This is a genomic window from Rhizobium sp. Leaf311, from assembly GCF_001423445.1.
Classification (GTDB): domain Bacteria; phylum Pseudomonadota; class Alphaproteobacteria; order Rhizobiales; family Rhizobiaceae; genus Agrobacterium.
This window is the reverse complement of the sequence record NZ_LMNZ01000001.1, coordinates 112,807-132,688: the sequence shown is the minus strand read 5'-3', so window position 1 is coordinate 132,688 and position 19,882 is coordinate 112,807. Positions and strand designations below refer to the sequence as shown.

21 protein-coding genes are annotated in these 19,882 nt (G+C 58.5%); 9 read left to right on the top strand and 12 right to left on the bottom strand.

What is annotated here, in order from left to right; genetic code table 11:
• Positions 1-39 precede the first annotated feature (39 nt).
• Complete coding sequence (locus tag ASF69_RS00580; RefSeq protein ID WP_156461944.1) at positions 40-1,035, bottom strand: hypothetical protein; 996 nt, start codon at positions 1,033-1,035, stop codon at positions 40-42.
• 330 nt (positions 1,036-1,365) lie between these two features.
• On the opposite strand from ASF69_RS00580, the gene ASF69_RS00575 reads away from it, so the two are divergent.
• The 5 genes from ASF69_RS00575 (at position 1,366) to ASF69_RS22635 (ending at position 5,140) form a co-directional block, all read left to right on the top strand.
• Positions 1,366-2,247: a metal ABC transporter substrate-binding protein gene (locus ASF69_RS00575; RefSeq protein WP_244475379.1), complete on the top strand. Its 882-nt coding sequence runs from the start codon at positions 1,366-1,368 to the stop codon at positions 2,245-2,247.
• Complete coding sequence (locus ASF69_RS00570) at positions 2,244-3,134, top strand: manganese/iron ABC transporter ATP-binding protein (protein WP_062584322.1); 891 nt, start codon at positions 2,244-2,246, stop codon at positions 3,132-3,134. Before ASF69_RS00575 ends, ASF69_RS00570 begins: the two co-directional genes overlap by 4 nt.
• On the top strand, positions 3,127-3,987 hold the full coding sequence (locus ASF69_RS00565; RefSeq protein WP_062584320.1) for a metal ABC transporter permease: 861 nt from the start codon (positions 3,127-3,129) through the stop codon (positions 3,985-3,987). Before ASF69_RS00570 ends, ASF69_RS00565 begins: the two co-directional genes overlap by 8 nt.
• Entirely contained in the window at positions 3,984-4,835 is an 852-nt protein-coding gene (locus tag ASF69_RS00560; RefSeq protein WP_062584318.1) for a metal ABC transporter permease, read from the top strand. Before ASF69_RS00565 ends, ASF69_RS00560 begins: the two co-directional genes overlap by 4 nt.
• A gap of 131 nt (positions 4,836-4,966) precedes the next feature.
• Positions 4,967-5,140 (top strand): DUF1328 domain-containing protein, encoded by a 174-nt coding sequence (locus tag ASF69_RS22635; RefSeq protein ID WP_045228307.1) that lies wholly within the window; start codon positions 4,967-4,969, stop codon positions 5,138-5,140.
• Between the two features lie 78 nt (positions 5,141-5,218).
• Here ASF69_RS22635 and ASF69_RS00555 read toward each other — a convergent pair whose 3' ends face one another.
• Positions 5,219-5,950, bottom strand: coding sequence for an SDR family oxidoreductase (locus ASF69_RS00555; protein ID WP_062584316.1), 732 nt, complete (start codon positions 5,948-5,950; stop codon positions 5,219-5,221).
• 141 nt (positions 5,951-6,091) lie between these two features.
• Here ASF69_RS00555 and ASF69_RS00550 point away from each other — a divergent pair, with 141 nt between their 5' ends.
• The gene (locus tag ASF69_RS00550) at positions 6,092-6,859 is read left to right on the top strand and encodes an IclR family transcriptional regulator (protein WP_062584314.1); all 768 of its coding nucleotides are present in this window, start codon (positions 6,092-6,094) and stop codon (positions 6,857-6,859) included.
• Between the two features lie 94 nt (positions 6,860-6,953).
• Here the strand turns inward: ASF69_RS00550 and tal are convergent, their stop codons facing one another.
• On the bottom strand, positions 6,954-7,919 hold the full coding sequence (tal, locus tag ASF69_RS00545) for a transaldolase (protein ID WP_062584313.1): 966 nt from the start codon (positions 7,917-7,919) through the stop codon (positions 6,954-6,956).
• A 185-nt stretch (positions 7,920-8,104) separates the two neighbouring features.
• On the opposite strand from tal, the gene ASF69_RS00540 reads away from it, so the two are divergent.
• Complete coding sequence (locus ASF69_RS00540) at positions 8,105-9,103, top strand: sugar-binding transcriptional regulator (protein WP_156461975.1); 999 nt, start codon at positions 8,105-8,107, stop codon at positions 9,101-9,103.
• A 53-nt stretch (positions 9,104-9,156) separates the two neighbouring features.
• Here the strand turns inward: ASF69_RS00540 and ASF69_RS00535 are convergent, their stop codons facing one another.
• Positions 9,157-10,029, bottom strand: coding sequence for a bifunctional helix-turn-helix domain-containing protein/methylated-DNA--[protein]-cysteine S-methyltransferase (locus ASF69_RS00535; protein WP_062584311.1), 873 nt, complete (start codon positions 10,027-10,029; stop codon positions 9,157-9,159).
• A 76-nt stretch (positions 10,030-10,105) separates the two neighbouring features.
• Complete coding sequence (locus ASF69_RS00530) at positions 10,106-10,582, bottom strand: DUF2244 domain-containing protein (protein WP_112962996.1); 477 nt, start codon at positions 10,580-10,582, stop codon at positions 10,106-10,108.
• Between the two features lie 85 nt (positions 10,583-10,667).
• Between ASF69_RS00530 and nth the strand changes: the two genes are divergently transcribed.
• Positions 10,668-11,438 (top strand): endonuclease III, encoded by a 771-nt coding sequence (gene nth, locus ASF69_RS00525; protein WP_062584307.1) that lies wholly within the window; start codon positions 10,668-10,670, stop codon positions 11,436-11,438.
• Here the strand turns inward: nth and ASF69_RS00520 are convergent.
• Entirely contained in the window at positions 11,412-12,137 is a 726-nt protein-coding gene (locus tag ASF69_RS00520; RefSeq protein WP_062584305.1) for a sulfate transporter family protein, read from the bottom strand. The two genes, nth and ASF69_RS00520, sit on opposite strands and share 27 nt — an antisense overlap.
• Before the next feature lie 325 nt (positions 12,138-12,462).
• Between ASF69_RS00520 and ASF69_RS00515 the strand changes: the two genes are divergently transcribed.
• Positions 12,463-13,272: a MurR/RpiR family transcriptional regulator gene (locus ASF69_RS00515; RefSeq protein WP_244475354.1), complete on the top strand. Its 810-nt coding sequence runs from the start codon at positions 12,463-12,465 to the stop codon at positions 13,270-13,272.
• 54 nt (positions 13,273-13,326) lie between these two features.
• Here ASF69_RS00515 and ASF69_RS00510 read toward each other — a convergent pair whose 3' ends face one another.
• The 6 genes from ASF69_RS00510 to ASF69_RS00485 form a co-directional block, all read right to left on the bottom strand.
• Positions 13,327-14,901, bottom strand: coding sequence for an FGGY-family carbohydrate kinase (locus ASF69_RS00510; protein WP_062584304.1), 1,575 nt, complete (start codon positions 14,899-14,901; stop codon positions 13,327-13,329).
• 62 nt (positions 14,902-14,963) lie between these two features.
• Positions 14,964-15,647, bottom strand: coding sequence for an HAD family hydrolase (locus ASF69_RS00505; protein WP_062584302.1), 684 nt, complete (start codon positions 15,645-15,647; stop codon positions 14,964-14,966).
• Between the two features lie 16 nt (positions 15,648-15,663).
• Positions 15,664-17,145, bottom strand: coding sequence for a mannitol dehydrogenase family protein (locus ASF69_RS00500; RefSeq protein WP_062584300.1), 1,482 nt, complete (start codon positions 17,143-17,145; stop codon positions 15,664-15,666).
• Positions 17,142-18,140, bottom strand: a complete 999-nt coding sequence (locus tag ASF69_RS00495) for an ABC transporter ATP-binding protein (RefSeq protein ID WP_062584298.1) — start codon at positions 18,138-18,140, stop codon at positions 17,142-17,144. The genes ASF69_RS00500 and ASF69_RS00495 overlap by 4 nt, the downstream gene beginning before the upstream one ends.
• An 11-nt stretch (positions 18,141-18,151) precedes the next feature.
• Positions 18,152-18,976 carry a carbohydrate ABC transporter permease gene (locus tag ASF69_RS00490; protein WP_062584297.1) on the bottom strand — a complete coding sequence of 275 codons (825 nt, stop codon included), beginning with the start codon at positions 18,974-18,976 and terminating at the stop codon, positions 18,152-18,154.
• An 11-nt stretch (positions 18,977-18,987) separates the two neighbouring features.
• Positions 18,988-19,860 carry a sugar ABC transporter permease gene (locus ASF69_RS00485; RefSeq protein ID WP_062584294.1) on the bottom strand — a complete coding sequence of 291 codons (873 nt, stop codon included), beginning with the start codon at positions 19,858-19,860 and terminating at the stop codon, positions 18,988-18,990.
• Positions 19,861-19,882: the final 22 nt, after the last annotated feature.

Here is a 19,882-nt window from a genome sequence, read left to right as displayed (position 1 = left end):
CGGGTGTGAGGGATAGCGTTTAACGCCGACGGACGGCGATCAATGTTCTGGCGCAGGCGCGGCTGGCGCGTGTTGCGCCGCTGCATCGCCTTCTGCCGCAGCCTCTCCATGAGCAGCCGCTGGCTCTTCGGCAGGCGGTTGATGTTGCTCCGCGGCGACCGCCGTGGTCGAGCCTTTCCCGAAGATCAACGACTTGATGTAAGCGAAGCTGAAAATGCTGACATTGTCCTGCTCCGGGGTAGAGGTTACGAGGCCGGGATCGTCAGGCGCTGGATGATCGCCATGGGCGGCAGGGGTTTCGCCATGGGCGGATTCAGGCGCGGCCTCTCCATGGTCACCCGCAGGCGCCTTTTCGCCGTGACCGCCGCCGTCTCCATGGCCATCGCTCTTGGTTTCACCATGGCCGTCGCCCGCCTTTCCGTGTCCGTCCGCCGCAGTGCCATGACCATCGGATGGCGTTTCGACCACCGGTTCGACACAGTCTGAGAAATCATTGAGGCTGGCGGAAAGATGTTCGGTATCTTCCAGCGGAAGATCGATCCTCAAACCGTAGAAAAGCCCTTCGCCATTCGGATCGCCATCGTAATAATAGGCGGAATAGGACTTGGCATCGGCGTCTTCCGGCAGCTTCTTCACGTCAGCGATATAGACGACCTGTGCTGCGATTGCGCGTCCGCGCATGTCTGCGCGCATGGTCGGTCCGTTTTTGTCGAGCACAGAGACCTGAACGAGATCCGGCTTCTGCTTGTCGTAAACGGCCTTGGCAACGCGCAGCGCGGTCCTGACACGCTCCGTGCCATCTCCGCCTTCGGTGCGAATGAACTTGCGCACCCAGACTGCGCCGTTTTTCCGGATATTGACGGTCTGCACCATCTGACATTCGAGGCCATTGATCGACGCTTCGGCAGGGCCAAACAGACGTTCCTTGCCCACAAAAACGGCGGCAACGCCGGACGCTCCGCCAAGAAGGAGGATCCCGCCACTTATCAATACGAACTTTCGAGAAAACCGTATTCTCTTGAACACTGCTTTCACGTCGAACGTCCCGACATTCACTACCCCGTTCAATGCCCATCATCTGCGGATCGCCAAAGCAGCGAACTGCGAAACGATATAGCGCGGGGCAGCAATGCTGCTTCCGTGCAGTCATCAATTCTGACGTGTTCTCATTGAAGAAGATTTAACTCACATACAAATCTGGCCCTTCGGTTGGACCATTTTTGGATTCCGAGAAAAAAAGACTTGGACAAGCGATCGACGCGATTATTGCGAATGATTTGCAATATCATTGACAATGCCCGACAAAATTCCCAAATTGATATTGCGAATTAATCGCATTAGGAGTTTTATAGGCCTATGACATCAATGGCGCTTCGGCTTTTCCTCTGTATTGCAACGGTTTTTCTGCCATTTGCGGCTGCGGCAAGCTACAAGCCAAAGGTCGTCACCACCTTTACCATCATCGCCGATATGGCCCGCAACGTTGCAGGTGATGCCGCAGATGTGGAAAGCATCACCAAGCCCGGTGCGGAAATTCACAATTACCAGCCAACGCCGCGCGACATCCTCAAGGCCCGCAATGCCAATCTCGTTCTGTGGAACGGACTCAACCTTGAATTGTGGTTCCAGAAGTTTCTGGCAAACCTTGCGGACGTTCCGAACGTGACCGTCAGCGATGGCGTTCAGCCAATATCGATCAGCGGCGGGGCCTATCAGGGGAAACCCAACCCCCATGCCTGGATGTCGCCCGACAATGCCTTGATCTACGTCGAGAACATCAGAAAGGGCCTGACCCAGATCGATCCTGACCATGCGGCGCTCTACGCTGCCAATGCCAAGGCCTATTCCGACAAGATCAGAAGCGAAATCCAGCCCATGCGCGATGCCATTGCGGCGCTGCCCGAGGCAAAGCGGTGGCTGGTGACGAGCGAAGGCGCCTTTTCCTACCTCGCCCGCGATTTCGGGCTGAAGGAACTGTTTCTCTGGCCGGTCAATGCCGACAGCCAGGGCACGCCGCAGCAGGTGCGCGGTGTCATCGACGCCATGCGCGCAAACAACATTCATGTGATTTTCAGTGAGAGCACGGTTTCCCCGGACCCGGCAAAGCAGGTGGCGAAGGAAACGGGTGCGGCCTATGGCGGCATCCTCTACGTGGATTCGCTGAGCGAGGCGGATGGGCCTGTCCCGACCTATCTCGACCTTTTGCGCGTAACCACGCAGACCGTTGTGAAAGGCCTTTCCAAATGATGATGGGAAAACGCAAGGGAAGCGAAACGGGACTGACGGTTGCGGATGTGACAGTTACCTATCGCAATGGCCACACGGCGCTCCGCAACGCCAGCTTCTCCATCCCTCGCGGCACCATCACAGCACTTGTGGGCGTCAATGGCGCGGGAAAATCCACGATCTTCAAGGCGATCATGGGCTTCGTACCGCTTGCCGCCGGCACCGTTTCCATCTTTGACATGCCAGCCCGCGAAGCCTTGCGCAAGAACCTCGTTGCCTATGTTCCGCAGGCGGAGGAAGTGGACTGGAGCTTCCCCGTGCTGGTGGAAGACGTGGTCATGATGGGCCGCTACGGCCACATGAATTTTCTGCGCATTCCCTCCAGACGCGACCACCAGATGGTGGATGAGGCGCTGGCACGCGTCAACATGGTGGAGTACCGCAAGCGCCAGATCGGCGAACTCTCCGGTGGGCAGAAAAAGCGGGTGTTTCTGGCGCGGGCACTGGCGCAGGAAGGCCAGGTCATTCTTCTCGATGAGCCGTTCACCGGCGTTGATGTCAACACCGAAGAGCAGATCGTGGCGCTGTTGAAGGCATTGCGTGACGAAGGGCGCGTGATGCTGGTTTCCACCCATAATCTCGGCAGCGTGCCGGATTTCTGCGACCGCACCGTTTTCGTAAAGGGAACCGTGATTGCTGCCGGCAAGACCGAAAAGACCTTTACCGAAGACAATCTGCAAAAGGCATTCGGTGGAAGCCTGCGCCACTTCATTCTTGGCGGGGCCGATCTGCACGACGATGCCGACCCGCGGCGGGTAAAGGTCATTACCGATGACGAGCGGCCCTTCGTGATTTACGACAAGAGCGCGAAGGCCAAAAAGACGCTGAAAGACAAGGGCCATGATTGATACCCTGCTTGAGCCCTTCACCTATTCCTACATGCTGAACGCCATATGGGTGAGCGCGCTTGTGGGCGGCGTCTGCGGCTTTCTGTCTGCCTATCTCATGCTGAAAGGCTGGTCTCTGATCGGCGATGCCCTGTCCCATGCCATCGTGCCCGGCGTTGCCGGTGCCTATATGCTGGGCCTGCCCTTCTCACTGGGAGCCTTCATTTCCGGCGGACTGGCGGCGGGATCCATGCTGTTCCTCAACCAGAAGACACGGCTGAAGGAAGATGCGATCATCGGCCTGATCTTCACTTCCTTCTTCGGCCTTGGCCTGTTCATGGTGTCGCTGTCGCCCACCTCCATCAACATCCAGACCATCGTCCTTGGAAACATTCTGGCGATTACGCCTGAGGACACGCTGCAACTGGCGCTGATCGGCGGCATCAGCCTGGCTGTCCTCTCGCTGAAATGGCGGGACTTCATGGTGGTGTTCTTCGATGAAAACCACGCCCGCACGGTGGGGCTGAACCCGGAGCTGCTGAAAATCATCTTCTTCACGCTTCTGGCGGCGTCCACCGTCGCTGCGTTGCAGACGGTTGGCGCGTTTCTGGTGGTTGCGATGGTCGTTACCCCCGGCGCGACCGCCTATCTCCTGACGGACCGTTTCGAGCGGCTGATCGGCATGAGTTTCGGCATCGGCGCGGCGACCAGTTTCACCGGCGCTTATCTCAGCTATTTCCTCGATGGCGCAACCGGCGGCATCATTGTCGTGCTGCAGACCCTGATCTTCCTCACCGCCTTCATCTTTGCGCCCAAGCACGGCTACCTCGCTTCACGCGCCAAGGCGAAGGCGGCGCTGGAGACCGCGCCATGAGCGAAAACATGCAACTGGCAATTCTGCCGTTCCAGCTTCCCTTCATGCAATATGCTTTCATCATCACGCTGATGATTGCCGTTCCCATGGCCATGCTGTCCTGTCTGCTGGTGCTGAAGGGCTGGTCGCTGATGGGAGACGCGGTTTCCCATGCCGTGCTGCCGGGCGTTGTCATCGCCTATATCATCGGCATTCCCTTCTCCATCGGCGCATTTGTGGCGGGAATGATCTGTGCGCTGGCAACAGGGTTCCTGAAAGAAAATAGCCGCATCAAGGAAGACACGGTTCTCGGCATTGTCTTTTCCGGCATGTTCGGGTTGGGGCTGGTGCTTTACGTCAAGGTGCAGAGCGATGTGCATCTGGACCACATCCTGTTTGGCGACATGCTTGGCGTGGCCCTGGGCGACATCGTGGAAACCGGCCTGATTGCGCTCGCCGCCACGGCTTTTCTGGTGGTGCTGCGCAAGGATCTGCTGGTCCATGCCTTCGATGCGCAGCACGCAAAAGCCATCGGCCTGCCGGTGCGCCTTCTGCATTACGGCCTCCTGGCCGTGCTGTCCCTGACGGTGGTGGGCGCGCTGCAGGCCATCGGCATCATTTTATCAGTAGCGATGCTGGTGGCACCCGGTGCCATTGCCTTTCTGCTGACCCGTCGTTTTTCCAGCATGATGCTGGTCGCCATTGGCGTTGCCGTCATCGCATCCATCACCGGCATATGGGCAAGTTTCCTGATCGACAGCGCGCCTGCGCCGACCATCGTTCTGATCATGACCCTGTTCTTCATCCTCGCCTTCATCCGCACCACGCTGCAAGCCAAAGCCACCGACAAGGCCCAAGGCACGGCTTGAAAGCCAATTGCGCGCGATTGAAAAGATTATTTCACAAAGTTCGGAACTAGCTGGCACCGTTTCGCGTCAATAGGTGCAGGTCGATTGCGTGGGCGCTCGACCGCACCAATTGATCAGAAAGAGGACCGGCCATGTTGAAGTGGGCTCTTATATTCTTCGTTATCTCACTGATTGCCGGTGTATTCGGCTTTACGGGCATTTCGGCAGCGACTGCCGGCATCGCACGGATTCTGTTCTTCATCGCCGTGGTCGTGTTCCTGATCTTCCTCGTGCTTGCACTGATGGCAGGCCAGGCGATCCTCTAATCAACAGACGTAACAAAGACGGCGGTCCGCAAGGCCCGCCGTTTTTCGTTGTCTTGTCTGGATGCTCGAAAGGCGGCGCTATGCCGTCCAGCCACCGTCGATGACGTGAATCTGGCCGGTGGTAAAGCCCGCTTCGTCTGACGCGAGATAGGTGACGAGGGCCGCGACTTCCTCCGGCTTGGCGATGCGGCCCATGGGCTGACGGGCGATGAAATCCGCCAGCGCCTGCTCATAATTTCCCTTTGCCCGCAGACGTTCATGCAGGGACGGACTATCGACCGTGCCGGGGCAGATGGCATTGCAGCGAATGCCCTTGGTCACGAAATCCGCCGCGATAGACTTCGTCAGGCCAATGACGGCTGCCTTTGACGCGGTGTAGGCAAAGCGGTTTGGCACGCCTTTGACGCTGGATGCGACCGAGGACATGTTGACGATGGCGCCTTTGCCCTTTTCCAGCATGGCAGGCAAAAACGCGCGGCAAGTGCGGTACATGGCCTTCGCATTCAGGTCGAAAGAGAAATCCCAGTCCTTTTCCTCGCAGTCCAGAATGGTGCCCGCATGGACGAAGCCCGCGCAATTGAAAAGAACATCCGCCCGCCCGATTTCGGCGGCGAGCGCTGAAACAGCCGCACCATCGAGAACATTGAGAACGCGCGTTTCAGCACCGCTCAGCGTCGCCAGTGCCGCTTCATTGATGTCCGTGGCGATAACCCTTGCGCCAAGCCCGATGAAGCGTTCCGCCGTCGCGCGGCCAATCCCCTGCCCTGCCGCCGTAATGACGACCGTCTGGCCGCTGAAATCCTGGCTCATGCTATGCTCCTCCCGCGCTGGCGCGCATATAAATCGAATGTAGATCGACAATTCATATGTAAACAGTGTATTTATATAACGTCAAGTCAACTTGGCCAGCCCCATCGGGGCGCGGCTGACAGCCAGCGGTAAAGAGACGCAATGAGTGAAGAAGACAGCGAGAAGTACCGAGCACCGGCGCTCGACAAGGGCCTCGACATTCTTGAGCTTCTGGCCAGCACCGATGGCGGGTTGACGCAGGTGGAGATTGCCAAGGCCATCGGCAAAAGCCCGAACGAGTTTTACCGAATGCTGGACCGGCTGGTGCGTCGCGGCTATGTCCAGCGGCAGGACGGAGACCGCTTCTTCCTGACGCTCAAACTCTTCGGTCTTGCCCATTTCCACGCGCCGCTGCGCCGGCTGGTTTCCTTTGCAGCCCCCGTCATGCGGGATTTCGCCAACAAAGCCGGGCAGGCCTGCCATCTGGCGGTCTATGACCGCGGTTCGGTTGTGGTGATCGCCCAGCAGGACTCATCCACCTACTGGGCGCTTTCCATTCGCGTTGGCGCGCAGATGAGCCTGTTCAACACCGGTTCCGGACACGTTCTTCTGGCATTTCAAAACGACGCCCAGCGCGACAGAATGATTGCAGAGCAGCTGCGCGGTGGCAACGAGGACGGCGTGCCTGAAGGGCTGATCGAGCGGCTGGATGAGGTGCGGGACAATGGCTATGAGAGCATGAACAGCCTTCAGACCGCTGGTGTGCGCAACATCTCTGCACCTGTTCTGACAGTAGACGGAACGGCGCTTGCCGCCATCACATGCCCTTACATCACGCCGATGAACAGCAAGGCTCCAAGTGCTGAGGACTGCGTCATTCTGATCCGCAAAGCCGCAGCCAAGATTTCGGAAATTGCAGCCGGACAATGAAAAACGCGACCGGCAGGGGACCGATCGCGCTTTTCAAGACTGGAGATATTATACTTCAATAACGGGCAAATCCCGCAAAGGTTCCAGAATTATTTCAGGCCGCTGCGGCGCTGAGTTCCTTGCGGACAATGCCGCGCAGGGATTCGAGATCCTTGGCGAACTGGCGGATGCCTTCGGAAAGCTTTTCCGTGGCCATCGCGTCTTCGTTCAGGTGCCAGCGGAACGCCTTTTCATCCAGCGACTGCAAAGGCTCGGCCTTGGCATCGTCAGCAGACAGCTTGCGCTCCAGCGTGCCGGTGTCCTTGTCCAGTTCTTCCAAAAGAGCCGGGCTGATGGTCAGGCGGTCGCAACCGGCCAGCGCCTCGATCTCGCCAGCATTGCGGAAGGATGCGCCCATCACCACAGTCTGGATGCCATTGGCCTTGTAGTAGTTGTAGATCTTGCGCACGGAAACGACGCCCGGATCGGTCTCTGCGGTGTAGTTTTCACCGGTCGACTTCTTGTACCAGTCAAGAATACGGCCAACGAAGGGCGAGATGAGGAAGGCCTTGGCTTCGGCACATGCGATCGCCTGCGCCTGCGAGAAGAGCAGTGTCAGATTGCAATCGATGCCTTCTGCCTGCAACGCTTCGGCGGCCTTTATGCCTTCCCATGTCGACGCAAGCTTGATGAGGATGCGATCGCGCTCGATGCCGCGCTCCTTGTAACCGGCAATGATCTGATGTGCCTTTTCAATCGATGCCTTGGTATCGAAGGAAAGGTCGGCATCGACTTCCGTCGACACGCGGCCGGGCACGAGATCGACCAGGGCAGCGCCAACCGAAATGGCGAGACGGTCTGCTACAGCGCCGACGACGGCATCGGACTGGCCACCCTGCTTCTTGCCCCATGTCACCGCTTCCTTGACGGCATCGGCAAACATCGGCGTGCCGAGCGCTTTTAGAACGATGGAGGGATTGGTGGTGCAATCAACTGGCTTGAGGCGAGCGACCGCCTCGATGTCACCCGTATCGGCAACAACAGTCGTGATTTTGCGAAGTTGGTCAAGTTTGGACGTCATGCCGTGTGATCCTCGTGATCTCTTGAAAACTGCTTGCGCCGGCTTCCGTTCCATTTGCTTGCTCAGGGCGAAACCGGTTGCTTTTGATGGCCGAGTATCGCGCGCTGCAAAATGTAAAGTCAAGACATTTGCGCAATCCAATTGACATAAGTTTCACAGCGGCCATACTCGCAGCACAACAGATGATGGCGAAAACAGTGGCAAAACTGCGAAGAGACACCCATACGTCCTATTCCGAGGCTGCATCACTGCGCCTGAGAGCGGCCTGGCTCTATTATAACCAGGGCATGACGCAGAAGGATGTTGCGGAGAAACTCGGGATCAGCCGTTCCACCGTCATCCGCCTTCTGGACGAGGCGATGAAGCGGTCCGAGGTGCAGATCTGGATCAACGAAGGCATTGAGGATCTGGTCGAGCTGGCGATAAAGCTCGAAGGCGCCTATGGGCTGGACGAGGCCATCATCATTCCTTCGGCCTCCGCCAATGCACAAGACATAGCCAAGGCCGTTGGCCTGGCGCTTGGGCAGTTCCTGTCCGAAGCCGTGCCAGACAATGCCACAATCGGTGTCGGCTGGGGCCGCACCATGACGGCCTCCCTCTCCAGCTTTCGCCCGCCGCGCCGGGAAAACTGCAAGGTCGTCTCGCTGCTGGGCGGGATCGTTGCGGTCCACCAGACCAACCCGCTGGATTATACATGGCGGCTGGCAAGCGCGCTTGGGGCAGAATGCTACATGTTTCTGGCACCGCTTCTGGTGGATTCGGAAGAGACGCGCCGCGCGCTCATTGAAAAATGCGGCCTCAACACCCTGTTCGAGCTGGCTGAGAACCTCGACCTTGCGATCGTCAGCTGCGGCGATATCGGCCCCCACTCCACGTCCCTTTCGGAAGGCTTCATTTCAAGGGAAACCCATGCGGAACTGGTGAGCGCAGGCTGCGTCTGCGACACCATGTTCAACTTCATCGATGCCGAAGGCCGCTCCGTCGATCATCCCATCAACGGGCGCGCCATGGCCATCGGTCTCGATACGCTGAAAAAGGCAAAACACATCGTGCTGGCCTCCGGCGGTGCCCACCGTGCGATTGCGATACGTGCCACCATCAAGCGGATCGGCTGCAACACGTTGATTACCGATGAGGCGGCAGCGCGGGCGTTGCTGGACCTTGCCTCAGGCGCAACACAATAACGAGACGCGGCGTCTCCAGCGCAAGGGGCCGAAAACCCGCCCCTTGGACATGGTCAGATCTTGCCCGTCTCCCATCCCAGCATAGCACGCTTGCGGGTCAGGCCCCAGTGATAGCCCGTCAATGCGCCGCTTTTGCCGACGGCGCGGTGGCAGGGAACGACGAAGGAGATGGGGTTGGCGCCGATGGCAGCGCCCACGGCGCGCGACGCGGTTGGCTGGCCGATATCCTTGGCCACATGGGAATAGGTCACGGCCCTGCCGAGCGGTATCTTGAGCAGGCTCTGCCACACCCGCACCTGAAAATCGGTGCCGAGCAGGACGACGCGCAGCGGCTGTTCGCTTTTCCACTGGCCGGAATCGAAAATGCGCGAGGCATAGGGCGCCGTCGCCGCACTGTCCTCCACATAGCAGGCATTGGGCCAGCGCCGGGCCATATCCTCAAAACAGGCCGTCTCGCCACCTTCATCGCTAAAGGCGCAACCCGCGAGCCCCCGATCCGTGATCATGATGAGAGCCAGCCCGAAGGGCGATGGGTGGAAAGCGTAGCGGATGCGCAGACCCGAGCCCTTGGCCTTCCACTCGCCCGGCGACATCGCCTCATGGGTGACGAAAAGATCATGCAACCGGCCCGGCCCCGACATGCCGACCTCGATGGAGGTTTCGAGCAGCGGCAGGCTTTCTTCCCGCAGCAACCGCTTGGCATGATCAAGCGTGACCGCCTGCAGGAAAGCCTTGGGCGACAGGCCCGCCCAGCGGGTGAATGTCTTCTGCAACTGTGTGGGAGATTGGGAGAGCCGGGCGGCGATTGCGTCAAGCGAAGGCTGATCGCGATAGTCTGTCGTCATGATCTCGATCACCCGGCGCACCGTCTCGTAATCCGATCCAACAGGGGTGATGTCTTCCTTCAGCATGATATTGGCGTTCATGGCGTATCTCCTTGGCTGCGGAGAAAACCACGCGGGCCTGTCCATCGCCACCCGTTTCTTGCCCGGGCGACCAGATTCAACGCCGGACCGTGGCGAGCGCACCGCGAAAGGCTTTTGCAAAGCTTTCCCTGTCATCCGGGTTGAGAAAGGAGCCGACATCCGTCATGCGCCCCTCGCCCGAGACATGCATGGACAAAATGCCGATCTCCTCATGCCGGTTGACGCGAAAGCGGGCCCAGAACGGATTGAACCGATGCTCGACCATGCGGCCTGCCGGAGAAAACTTGCGAATGGAAAGGCTGGTGCGTGACACAAACACCTCTTCCCGCGCCTTTGCCGCCCGGTAATTGGCGCGAAAGGCGATATAGAGCAGCAGGAAGTCCGCCCCCAGAAACAGGCCGATGGGCCAGGCACCGGTGACGGTGAAGAAGATTCCGTAAAACAGGCAGACGGCGCCCGAAAGCGCCAGAAGAACGCGAAAGCCCTTGCGTCCGAGGGAGCGATGAGGAACAAGTTCCGCTGCAAAAACCGGCTGCTCGTTTATGCTGTCCACCTTGCCGTCCTCGATGGGCATCGGAGCGAACGGCGTGAGACTGGGCTCGGTCGTTCCGTGCGAAACAAAAAGCTGACATCAGACTATGACAAATATCAAGACACGATCCAGCGCCCAAACGTTGAAAAAGTCAAATTCAATGTCTGCCCGCAAGCCTGTGCGGACACGCACGATCTATTCGAAGGACCAGCTTAAGGAAATGTTCCGGCGCTTTTCCGTTCAGCGGCCGGAACCCAAGGGCGAACTGGAGCACTCCAATCCGTTTACGCTGGTCGTGGCCGTGGCCCTATCGGCGCAGGCAACGGATGTGGGCGTCAACAGGGCAACACGCGGCCTGTTTGCCGTAGCAGATACGCCGCAGAAAATGCTTGATCTGGGCGAGGAAAAGCTCATCGAACACATCAAGACCATCGGCCTTTACCGCAACAAGGCCAAGAACGTGATGGCGCTGTCGCAGATGCTGATCGACAGCTTTGGCGGCGAAGTACCACGCTCGCGCGAAGAGCTGATAATGCTGCCCGGTGTTGGCCGCAAGACCGCCAATGTGGTGATGTCCATGGCCTTCGGCATTCCGACGCTTGCTGTCGACACGCACGTCTTTCGTATCGCCAACAGGCTTCGCCTTGCACCGGGCAAGACCCCCGATGAGGTGGAGGACCGGCTGGTGAAGATCATTCCCGATGAGTATCTTTTCCACGCGCACCACTGGCTGATCCTGCATGGCCGGTACTGTTGCAAGGCGCGCAAGCCGGAATGCGAGCGTTGCGTGATTGCCGATCTGTGCAAATCGCCGGAAAAGACCTGCGACATCCCGGCGCCACTGATGGAACTACCGGCTCAGCTGATTGGAGAATGACGGGTCGCGCGCCGAAACCGACTTGTGCAGATGCACCATCAACGATGCCGCAAACAGCGGTGTGAGCAGGTTGAGGAACGGCACGGCGAGGAAGGCGGCAATCACAAGACCGGCCATGAAGACAGTTGTGCCGTGCTTGGAGCGGAAGGCGCGCGCATCTGCGGGCGTGCGAAACCGCATCGCTGCAAATTCGAAGAACTCGCGACCCAGCAGATAGCCGTTGACCAGAAAAAACGCGATGAGATTGACGCCGGGAACGAGGAGCAGCAGCAGGGCCACGCAGTTGCCGACAATGACGACGCCAAAGAACTTCAGCGATGACGGAATGGCCTCGCGCAGGGGCATGGCGGTGCCGGGCCTGTCGTTGGGATAGTCATTCTTCTCGATGACCTCCGCCACATCATCCAGAAACAGGCTGGCAATGATGGCGGTGACCGGCGAAATGAGAAGGGCAAGCGCCAGCGCAAGGCCTATTCCCGCCAGAATGGCGAACACGAAGCTCATCCATCCCGCCCATTCCGGCATCCCAGGAAACAGCGAATCAAACCACGGCAATGCCAGCCATATGAAGACGGCACGGATAGAGAACCACAGGCCGATCAGCACCAGAATCGTCAGCCCCAACGACTTCCACAGAACCGACCGTGATTCGGCGGCAAAAAGGTTGCCGAAAGCACGTCGAGCGGCGTCAAAAATCATCAAATTGCCTCCATTGTAAGGGATTTCGAAAATCCCTGGAGAGGACTTCCGCCGCACGAAAAATAGGCACTTGCACCCCCTTAAACAATAATCGCGACCCATCCGCGAAAGAAAAATGGCGTCCTGTTATTTTGCGCTTGAAGAAAAGTGACCGCTAAACTATAAAAACAAACAGGCAAAAAGTCGTATGTTCTCGAAGCGGGGGTTTACGAGATGACGCTTCGCCTGAAGGACAAACTAGCCGAAACGATTGGCTGCGAGATATCTCGTTTTACAACCATCGTCCGCTAAAGAGAAAAATAACGAGGCGTCGTTGGAAAAGTTGTTGATTGATCTTACCCGTTCGCTGAAGACCGGCACACCGTCGGAACGACGGATTGCGAAGTATCTGATCGAACATCTGGCCGAATTGCCATTTGAAACAGCCGCGACTCTCGCGGAAAAGCTGAATTTGAGCCCGATGACAGTCGGCCGTTTTCTCCGGTCTCTCGGATACCGGCAATTGAGCGACATTCGCGAACATCTGCGCGATGAGTCTCATCGTACCGAGCCGGCACCGGCGACAGCCCAGGAAGCACCGCAGACACCGCTTTCTTCCTTGATGCTTCAGCAGATCCAGGCTGTGCAGGCCGTCTACGATCTGGCGGGGCAGTCGGTTTGGAAAACAGCACTGAGCAACATCACGGAGAGCAGAGAGGTCTTTGTCGCCTCCTCCGCGGAAGGGTTCGGTATCTGCCGTTACTTCTACACCAAGCTTCTCGAAAGCCGGGAACATGTGCATTATCTGCATCACGATGGCTCGAGCTACATCGCCCTGATGGACGAGCCTGCCGAAGGCACGCTGCTGGTGCTGATGGATTGCGGCGGCAATCTCGCAGCCCTGCAGAAGCTGGGGAAGATGGCGATGAAGGCGGGTTACAAGACCGTCCTGATCACCACCCGCTTTTACGAATGGGGCCCGGACAGTGCCGATATCTGCCTGACCATTCCGCTTGGCCAGAATGGCGGGCACAGCATGTTGCAGCTGGTGGCAATTACCGAATTCATGCTGCATTCCCTTTCGCAAAAGGGTGAGAGCAACCGCCGCGACCGCAACCGCCGCATCGGCGATATTCAGCGCACACTGAACGCCTGATCATAACAGGTTTACAACCTCCATGGAGCGGCTGCTGCCGCTCCAGACGCCAAATCAGATTTTTTCCAGTTCTTCCCTGTGCCGGTACATGGCAAGAAAGCGACGATAGTCGCGATCATAACGTTGCCTGTCTGCCCCGCTGGACTGCTTTTCCTCCCCGCCCGGATACATGGCCGCACCGGCGGCGGCCAGCCCATCATGAACACCGCCAGCGCTTGCAGCAGTCATGGCTGTGCCGAGAAGCACCGCATCGGCGGTCGCCGGCACGATGATGCGCTTGCCGGTTACGTCGGCATAAAGCTCCATCAGCAATGGATTATGCACATGGCCGCCGGTTACATGCAGCGTGTCCACCCCGTAACCGAAACCTTGCATGGCATCGAGCACATGGCGCGCGCCGAGCGCAATGGACACGGCAGTGCGCCAGTACAGCCGGCAGAGACTGTCGAATGACGTATCGAGCGTCAGCCCGCTCACCACACCGCGCGCGTGCGGATCTGCAAGCGGGGAACGGTTGCCGTGGAAATCGGGCAGGACATGCAGATGATCGGCAAAGCCCTCCCCTTCGCAACGGCGAAGATGCTGGACACGCTCCACGATCCTTTGATGCAGGGCGGAGGTTGGATCGCCACCTGCGGCGTGCATCCGCACCACATGATCCAGAAGCGCGCCGGTGGCCGATTGCCCGCCTTCCACCAGCCAGTGGCCTGGAAGAACGGCCTGCCAATAGGGACCCCACAGGCTGTGGCCGGGCATCAGCTTGGGCGTGAGCGTGACAAGGCAACTGGAGGTTCCGGCAATCAGCGCGACATTGCTGCCGACATCCGATTGCAGGCTGCCGCCAAGCGCGCCGAGCGCACCGGCATAGGCATCGATCATGCCTGCTGCCACCTCGCAGCCGGTATCGAGCCCAAGCTCTTCCGCTGCCTGCGGGGAAAGCTTGCCAACACTTTTACCCGGCGCCACCGTCGATGCGGGCAGGCCGCCACGTGCAAGCAAGTCTTCGACACCGGCAAGCTCCAGATAATCCTGGCTCCAGCCCGGCGTTTCATGCGCCAGAAAATTCCACTTGGCGGTGAGCGTGCAGTTGGACCGCTTCGCACTGCCGCTGGCCTTCCATGTCAGGAAATCGGCCAGATCGAAGAAATAGCCTGCCTTCGCCCAGCTTTCAGGCAGGTTCTTCTTCAGCCACATCAACTTTGGCATCTGCATTTCCGGCGAGATCGAGCCACCGGCGAAATCCAGCACCGGATGGCGCGATACGGTGAGAAAATCGGCCTGTGCTATGGCGCGATGATCGAGCCAGACAATCGTATCGAACCGCTCCTGGCCGGTGGTGGACACGCTGACCTGCTGGCCCTGAGGTCCGCGCACGACCAGCGAACAGGTCGCATCGAACCCGATTGCTGCGACCGACGCAGCGCCAATAGCGGCATCCGCAACGGCACGGCGGACGACTACACAGACGGCGTTCCAGATATCGGCGGAATCATGCTCTGCGTGGTTCTCTTTTGGACGCTGCATGACAATGGGATGGGTTGCACGCGCAATGAGACCGCCGGATGCATCGAAAACGCCAGCCCGCGCGCTGCCCGTGCCGACATCGACAGCAACAAGATATTCACGCATGAAGCTAAATTCCCATCCCTCGGTCGCAGCCACTCAGCAAGGGTGCACAGACCCCGCAGCCACTAATTTCGCGCAGTTTGATCGGCCACAAGGTGGACCAAATCCGGCATGGCGTCAAACACCAGATCCGGCTCAAGGCTGGCGATATGATCACGAAATGCCGGGAACCGCGCGTGAGAGCCACCGGTAAAGGCAAAGACCCGCATTCCCGCGGCCTTCGCCGCAGCGATGCCCGCAGGACTGTCTTCGATCACGATGCAATCGCCAGGGTCGGCCTGCATCTGCCGTGCGGCATGGAGGAAGAGATCGGGCGCGGGCTTGCCATGCGTAACCATCGTGGCGCTGAAGATATGCGGCTCGAACCTCTCCAGAAGTCCCGTCAGCCCCAGCGAATAACGGATACGCTCCGGCTGGCTGGAGGATGCAACGCAGCGGGCGGCTGGCAGTTGGTCGAGCGTATCTGCGATGCCGGTGATGGCTTTCAGCTCTTGCCGGAAGCGTTCGAAAAGGACGCTGCGCATATGCTCGAGAAAATCGATATCGGTTTCGATGCCGTATTCTTCCCACAGCGTCGCCGTCATGCTGGCGACGCTGCGACCGAGGAAGCGCTGATAGGCTTCTTCCTCGGTGATCTCGACGCCCTGATGGGCCACCATGTCGATCAGAACAGCAATCGAAACCGGCTCGCTATCCACGAGAACGCCGTCGCAATCAAAGATCAGCAGAGGCGCGTTCCCGGTTTGCATGGCCCATCTCTTTTCGTCAGCTGACGAGTTTGTTTTGCAGGTAAAGTTCAAGCGTCTCAGCGGTACCCTTCTCCCACAGCGTCTTCAAGGCATGGGCGAAGCGTTTCTGGAACAGTTCCGACTTGGCGACGTCTCCGAAGATATCGGTGAGCGCCAGAAACGCCATCGGATCATCCTTGGCCTTGATAGCTGCGGCCTGCAGGCGCTCGGCGCTCGCGTCATTGAAGACGATCTGCGCGCCGCTATCGGATGTGCCTGCAAAATAGCGGCACCAGAGCGCAGAGACCAGCGAGAGACCGACGATATCATCGCCCTTTTCCAGACGATCCGCCGTAGACGGCAGGATGAATTTCGGCTGGCGGTTGGAGCCATCCTGCGCAAGACGAGGGATCGTATCGCCAATCTTCGGATTGAGGAAGCGCCGCTCGATCAGGTCGAAATATTCGTTGAGGTCGGTATTGGGCACCGGCGGAATGATCGGGATGATCTCTTCCTTCTCCAGCTTGGCGAGGAAAGCGCGGATGAGCGGATGCTCCATCGCCTCATGCACGAAGTGGATATCGAGAAGAGCTGCGGGATAGGCAATTGCCGCATGGCCGCCATTCAGGATGCGGATCTTCATATGCTCATAGGGGGCAACTTCGGGCACGAACTGAACGCCAACTTTTTCCAGCGCCGGACGGCCAGCCGGGAAATTGTCTTCCATGACCCACTGCTTGAACTCTTCGCAGAAGACAGGCCAGTTGTCATCGATGCCGAAATCATCGCGGGCGATATCGCGTTCGCGCTGACCGGTGGCTGGCGTGATGCGGTCCACCATGGAATTGGGGAAGGCAACGTTTTCACTGATCCATGTAGCAAAGGCAGGATCAGACAGTGCCGCCACGCCGACAACGGCGTTCTTGGTGACCTTGCCGTTATGCGGAATATTATCGCAGGACATGACGGTGAAGGGCTGGATGCCCTTGTCCTTGCGGGCTTTGAGACCAGCAACGATGAGGCCGAAGACGGTCTTTGGCGCAGTCGGGTTCTTGCCATCTTCGGCAATGGCCGGATGCTGCGGATTGAATTTGCCAGAGGCGTCGATGAAATAGCCGCCTTCGGTAATCGTCATCGAGACAATGCGGATTTTTGGATCAGCAAGGGTCTCGATAATGGCGCTGGTGTCGCCAATCGGCAGGATATCGACCATCGGGCCGGTCACACGTGCGCCGGTGCGGTTGTTATCCTGCTCCACGACTGTCGTCAGGAAATCCTGGGCCTCAAGCTTTTCGCGCATGACGGCATCGGACGGCAGAACGCCCGCGCCGATGATCGCCCAGTCATGGTCGGCACCGGTGTTGAACAGATCATCCAGATAGATGGCCTGATGGGCACGGTGGAAATTGCCGACGCCGAAATGCACGATGCCAGCGGACAGATCGCTGCGGGAATAGGCCGGGACGGCAGCCGTCGCCTTTGCCTGTTCAAGCGTTGCGAGCGAGAGTTTGCATGTCATATGGCCAGGCCCTTGCTATCGAATGTGTGGATTTTGGTCTCGTCAGGCGTGAGGAAAACCGTATCGCCATGCTGGCAGGCAAACTCGCCGCCCGCACGCGCGGTAATCATGCCGATGCCATCGACCTTGATGTGGAGGAAAGTATCTGAACCCAGATGTTCGGCAACCGTTACCGTGCCCTTCCACAAGCCGCTTTCCTTGGACAGCAGCAGATGTTCCGGGCGAACGCCGATGGTATCGGCACCCTTGGCCTCAGCATAAGCACCCTTGACGAAGTTCATGCGCGGCGAGCCGATGAAGCCCGCAACGAAGAGATTGCGCGGCGACTTGTAAAGCTCCATGGGCGAGCCGACCTGCTCGATATTGCCGCGATTGAGCACGACGATCTTGTCGGCCATGGTCATGGCTTCCACCTGATCGTGGGTCACGTAAATCATCGTCGTCTTCAGCGTATTATGCAGCTCGGAGATTTCGAGCCGCATGGTGCCGCGCAGCGAAGCATCTAGGTTGGACAGCGGCTCATCGAAGAGAAACGCCGAGGGCTCACGCACAATGGCACGACCGATGGCAACGCGCTGGCGCTGGCCGCCTGACAGTTGCGACGGGCGACGGTCGAGATAATCGGTGAGGTTCAGCACGCTTGCGGCGTCATTGACCTTCTTGTCGATGACGGCCTTGTCGAGCTTGGCCATTTTCAGTGGAAAGCCGATATTGTTGCGCACGCTCATATGCGGATAGAGCGCATAGGACTGGAATACCATGGCAAGGCCACGTTCTGCCGGTGCCTTTTCGCTCACATCCTTGCCATCGATGATGATCTGGCCGCCGGTGACATCCTCAAGGCCTGCAATGAGGCGCAGCAGCGTGGACTTGCCGCAGCCGGACGGGCCGACGAAGACCACGAACTCGCCGTCTTCAATATCGAGATCGATGGAGGGAATGACCTTGGCTTCACCAAAGACCTTGGAAACTTTTTTAAGGGAAATGCTGCCCATTTTCTTATTCCTTATTTCACCGCGCCAAAGGTCAGGCCGCGAACGAGTTGTTTCTGGGAGAACCAGCCAAGCACGAGGATCGGCGCAATCGCCATCATCGAGGCCGCAGACAGCTTCGCCCAGAACAGACCCTGCGGGCTGGAGAAGGAGGCGATGAAGGCTGTCAGCGGTGCGGCGTTGGTGGTGGTGAGGCGAATGGTCCAGAAGGATTCGTTCCACGCCAGAATGATGTTGAGAAGAAGCGTCGAGGCAATGCCGGGGATCGCCATCGGCGTCAGCACATAGACGATCTCGTTCCAGAGCGACGCGCCATCCATGCGGGCGGCTTCCAATATCTCACCCGGAATTTCCCTGAAGTAGGTGTAGAGCATCCACACCACGATCGGCAGGTTGATGAAGGTGAGCATGATGGTGAGGCCAATACGGGTATCGAGCAGACCGGCATTGCGGAAGATGAGATAGATCGGCACCAGCACCGCGACAGCAGGCATCATCTTGGTGGAGAGCATCCACATCAGGATATCCTTGGTGCGCTTTGTCGGCGAAAAGGCCATGGCCCAGGCAGCAGGGATCGCGATGAGAAGTGCCACGATGGTGGAGCCGACCGACAGCACGACCGAGTTCATGAAGGGCTTGAAGTAATCCCTCTGCGTGTTGACCGTGATGTAGTTTTCAAACGTGCCAGATGGCCAGAGGCTGAAGCCCGCAATGGCTTCCGGCTCCGTCTTCAGGGACGTGAGAAACGCATAGAGGATCGGGAAAAACAGCAGAAGTGCTATAGCCCAGGCAACAATGGTGAAGCCGATTTTGGAGCGCGTCGAGACATTACGAGCCATGATCCGTACTCCTATCGATCGAGGTTTTTGCCGACGGCGCGCATCAGGAAGATGGCGACGATATTGGCAAGGATGACGGCGATGATACCGCCTGCGGATGCTCCACCCACATCATAGCCAAGCAGCGCCGTGCGGTAGATGAGGAAGGCGAGATTGGTCGAGGCGTAGCCCGGGCCACCATTCGTCGTGACGAGGATTTCCGCGTAGACGCCGAGCAGGAAGATCGTCTGGATGAGAATGACGACGGTGATGGCGCGTGCCAGGTGCGGCAGCGTCAGATAGATGAAGCGGCTGAAGAAGCTGGCGCCATCCATTTCGGCAGCTTCCTTCTGCTCGCCATCCAGCGACTGCAAAGCCGTCAGCAGGATCAGCGTTGCGAAGGGCAGCCACTGCCAGGCGACGATGATGACGATGGACAGAAGCGGAAACTGCGAGAACCAGTCCACCGGTTGAAGCCCGAAGAACCGTGATAGGTCCGCCAGCACCCCATAGCCGGGATGCATGATCATGTTCTTCCAGACGAGAGCCGCAACCGGTGGCATGACGAAGAAAGGCGAGATGACGAGAATGCGCACGATGCCCTGCCCGAAAATGGGCTGGTCCAGCAACAGCGCAAGGCCAATGCCGCCTACAATCGTGATCAGAAGAACGCCGCCGACGATGACGAGCGTGTTCCAGATGGACTGGAAAAAGGCCGGGTCGGTGTAGAAATACTGGTAATTGAACAGGCCGGCAAAGCTGACATTGGCCGGGTTCAGCAGATTGTAATTCTGGAAAGAGAACCACAGCGTCATGGACAGTGGCACGATCATCCACACAAGAAGCAGAATGACCGACGGCGCCATCATGATCCGCGCCAGATTTTTTGTATTTTGCGTCGCCATGCGGCTCCCTCCCAATTCCGAA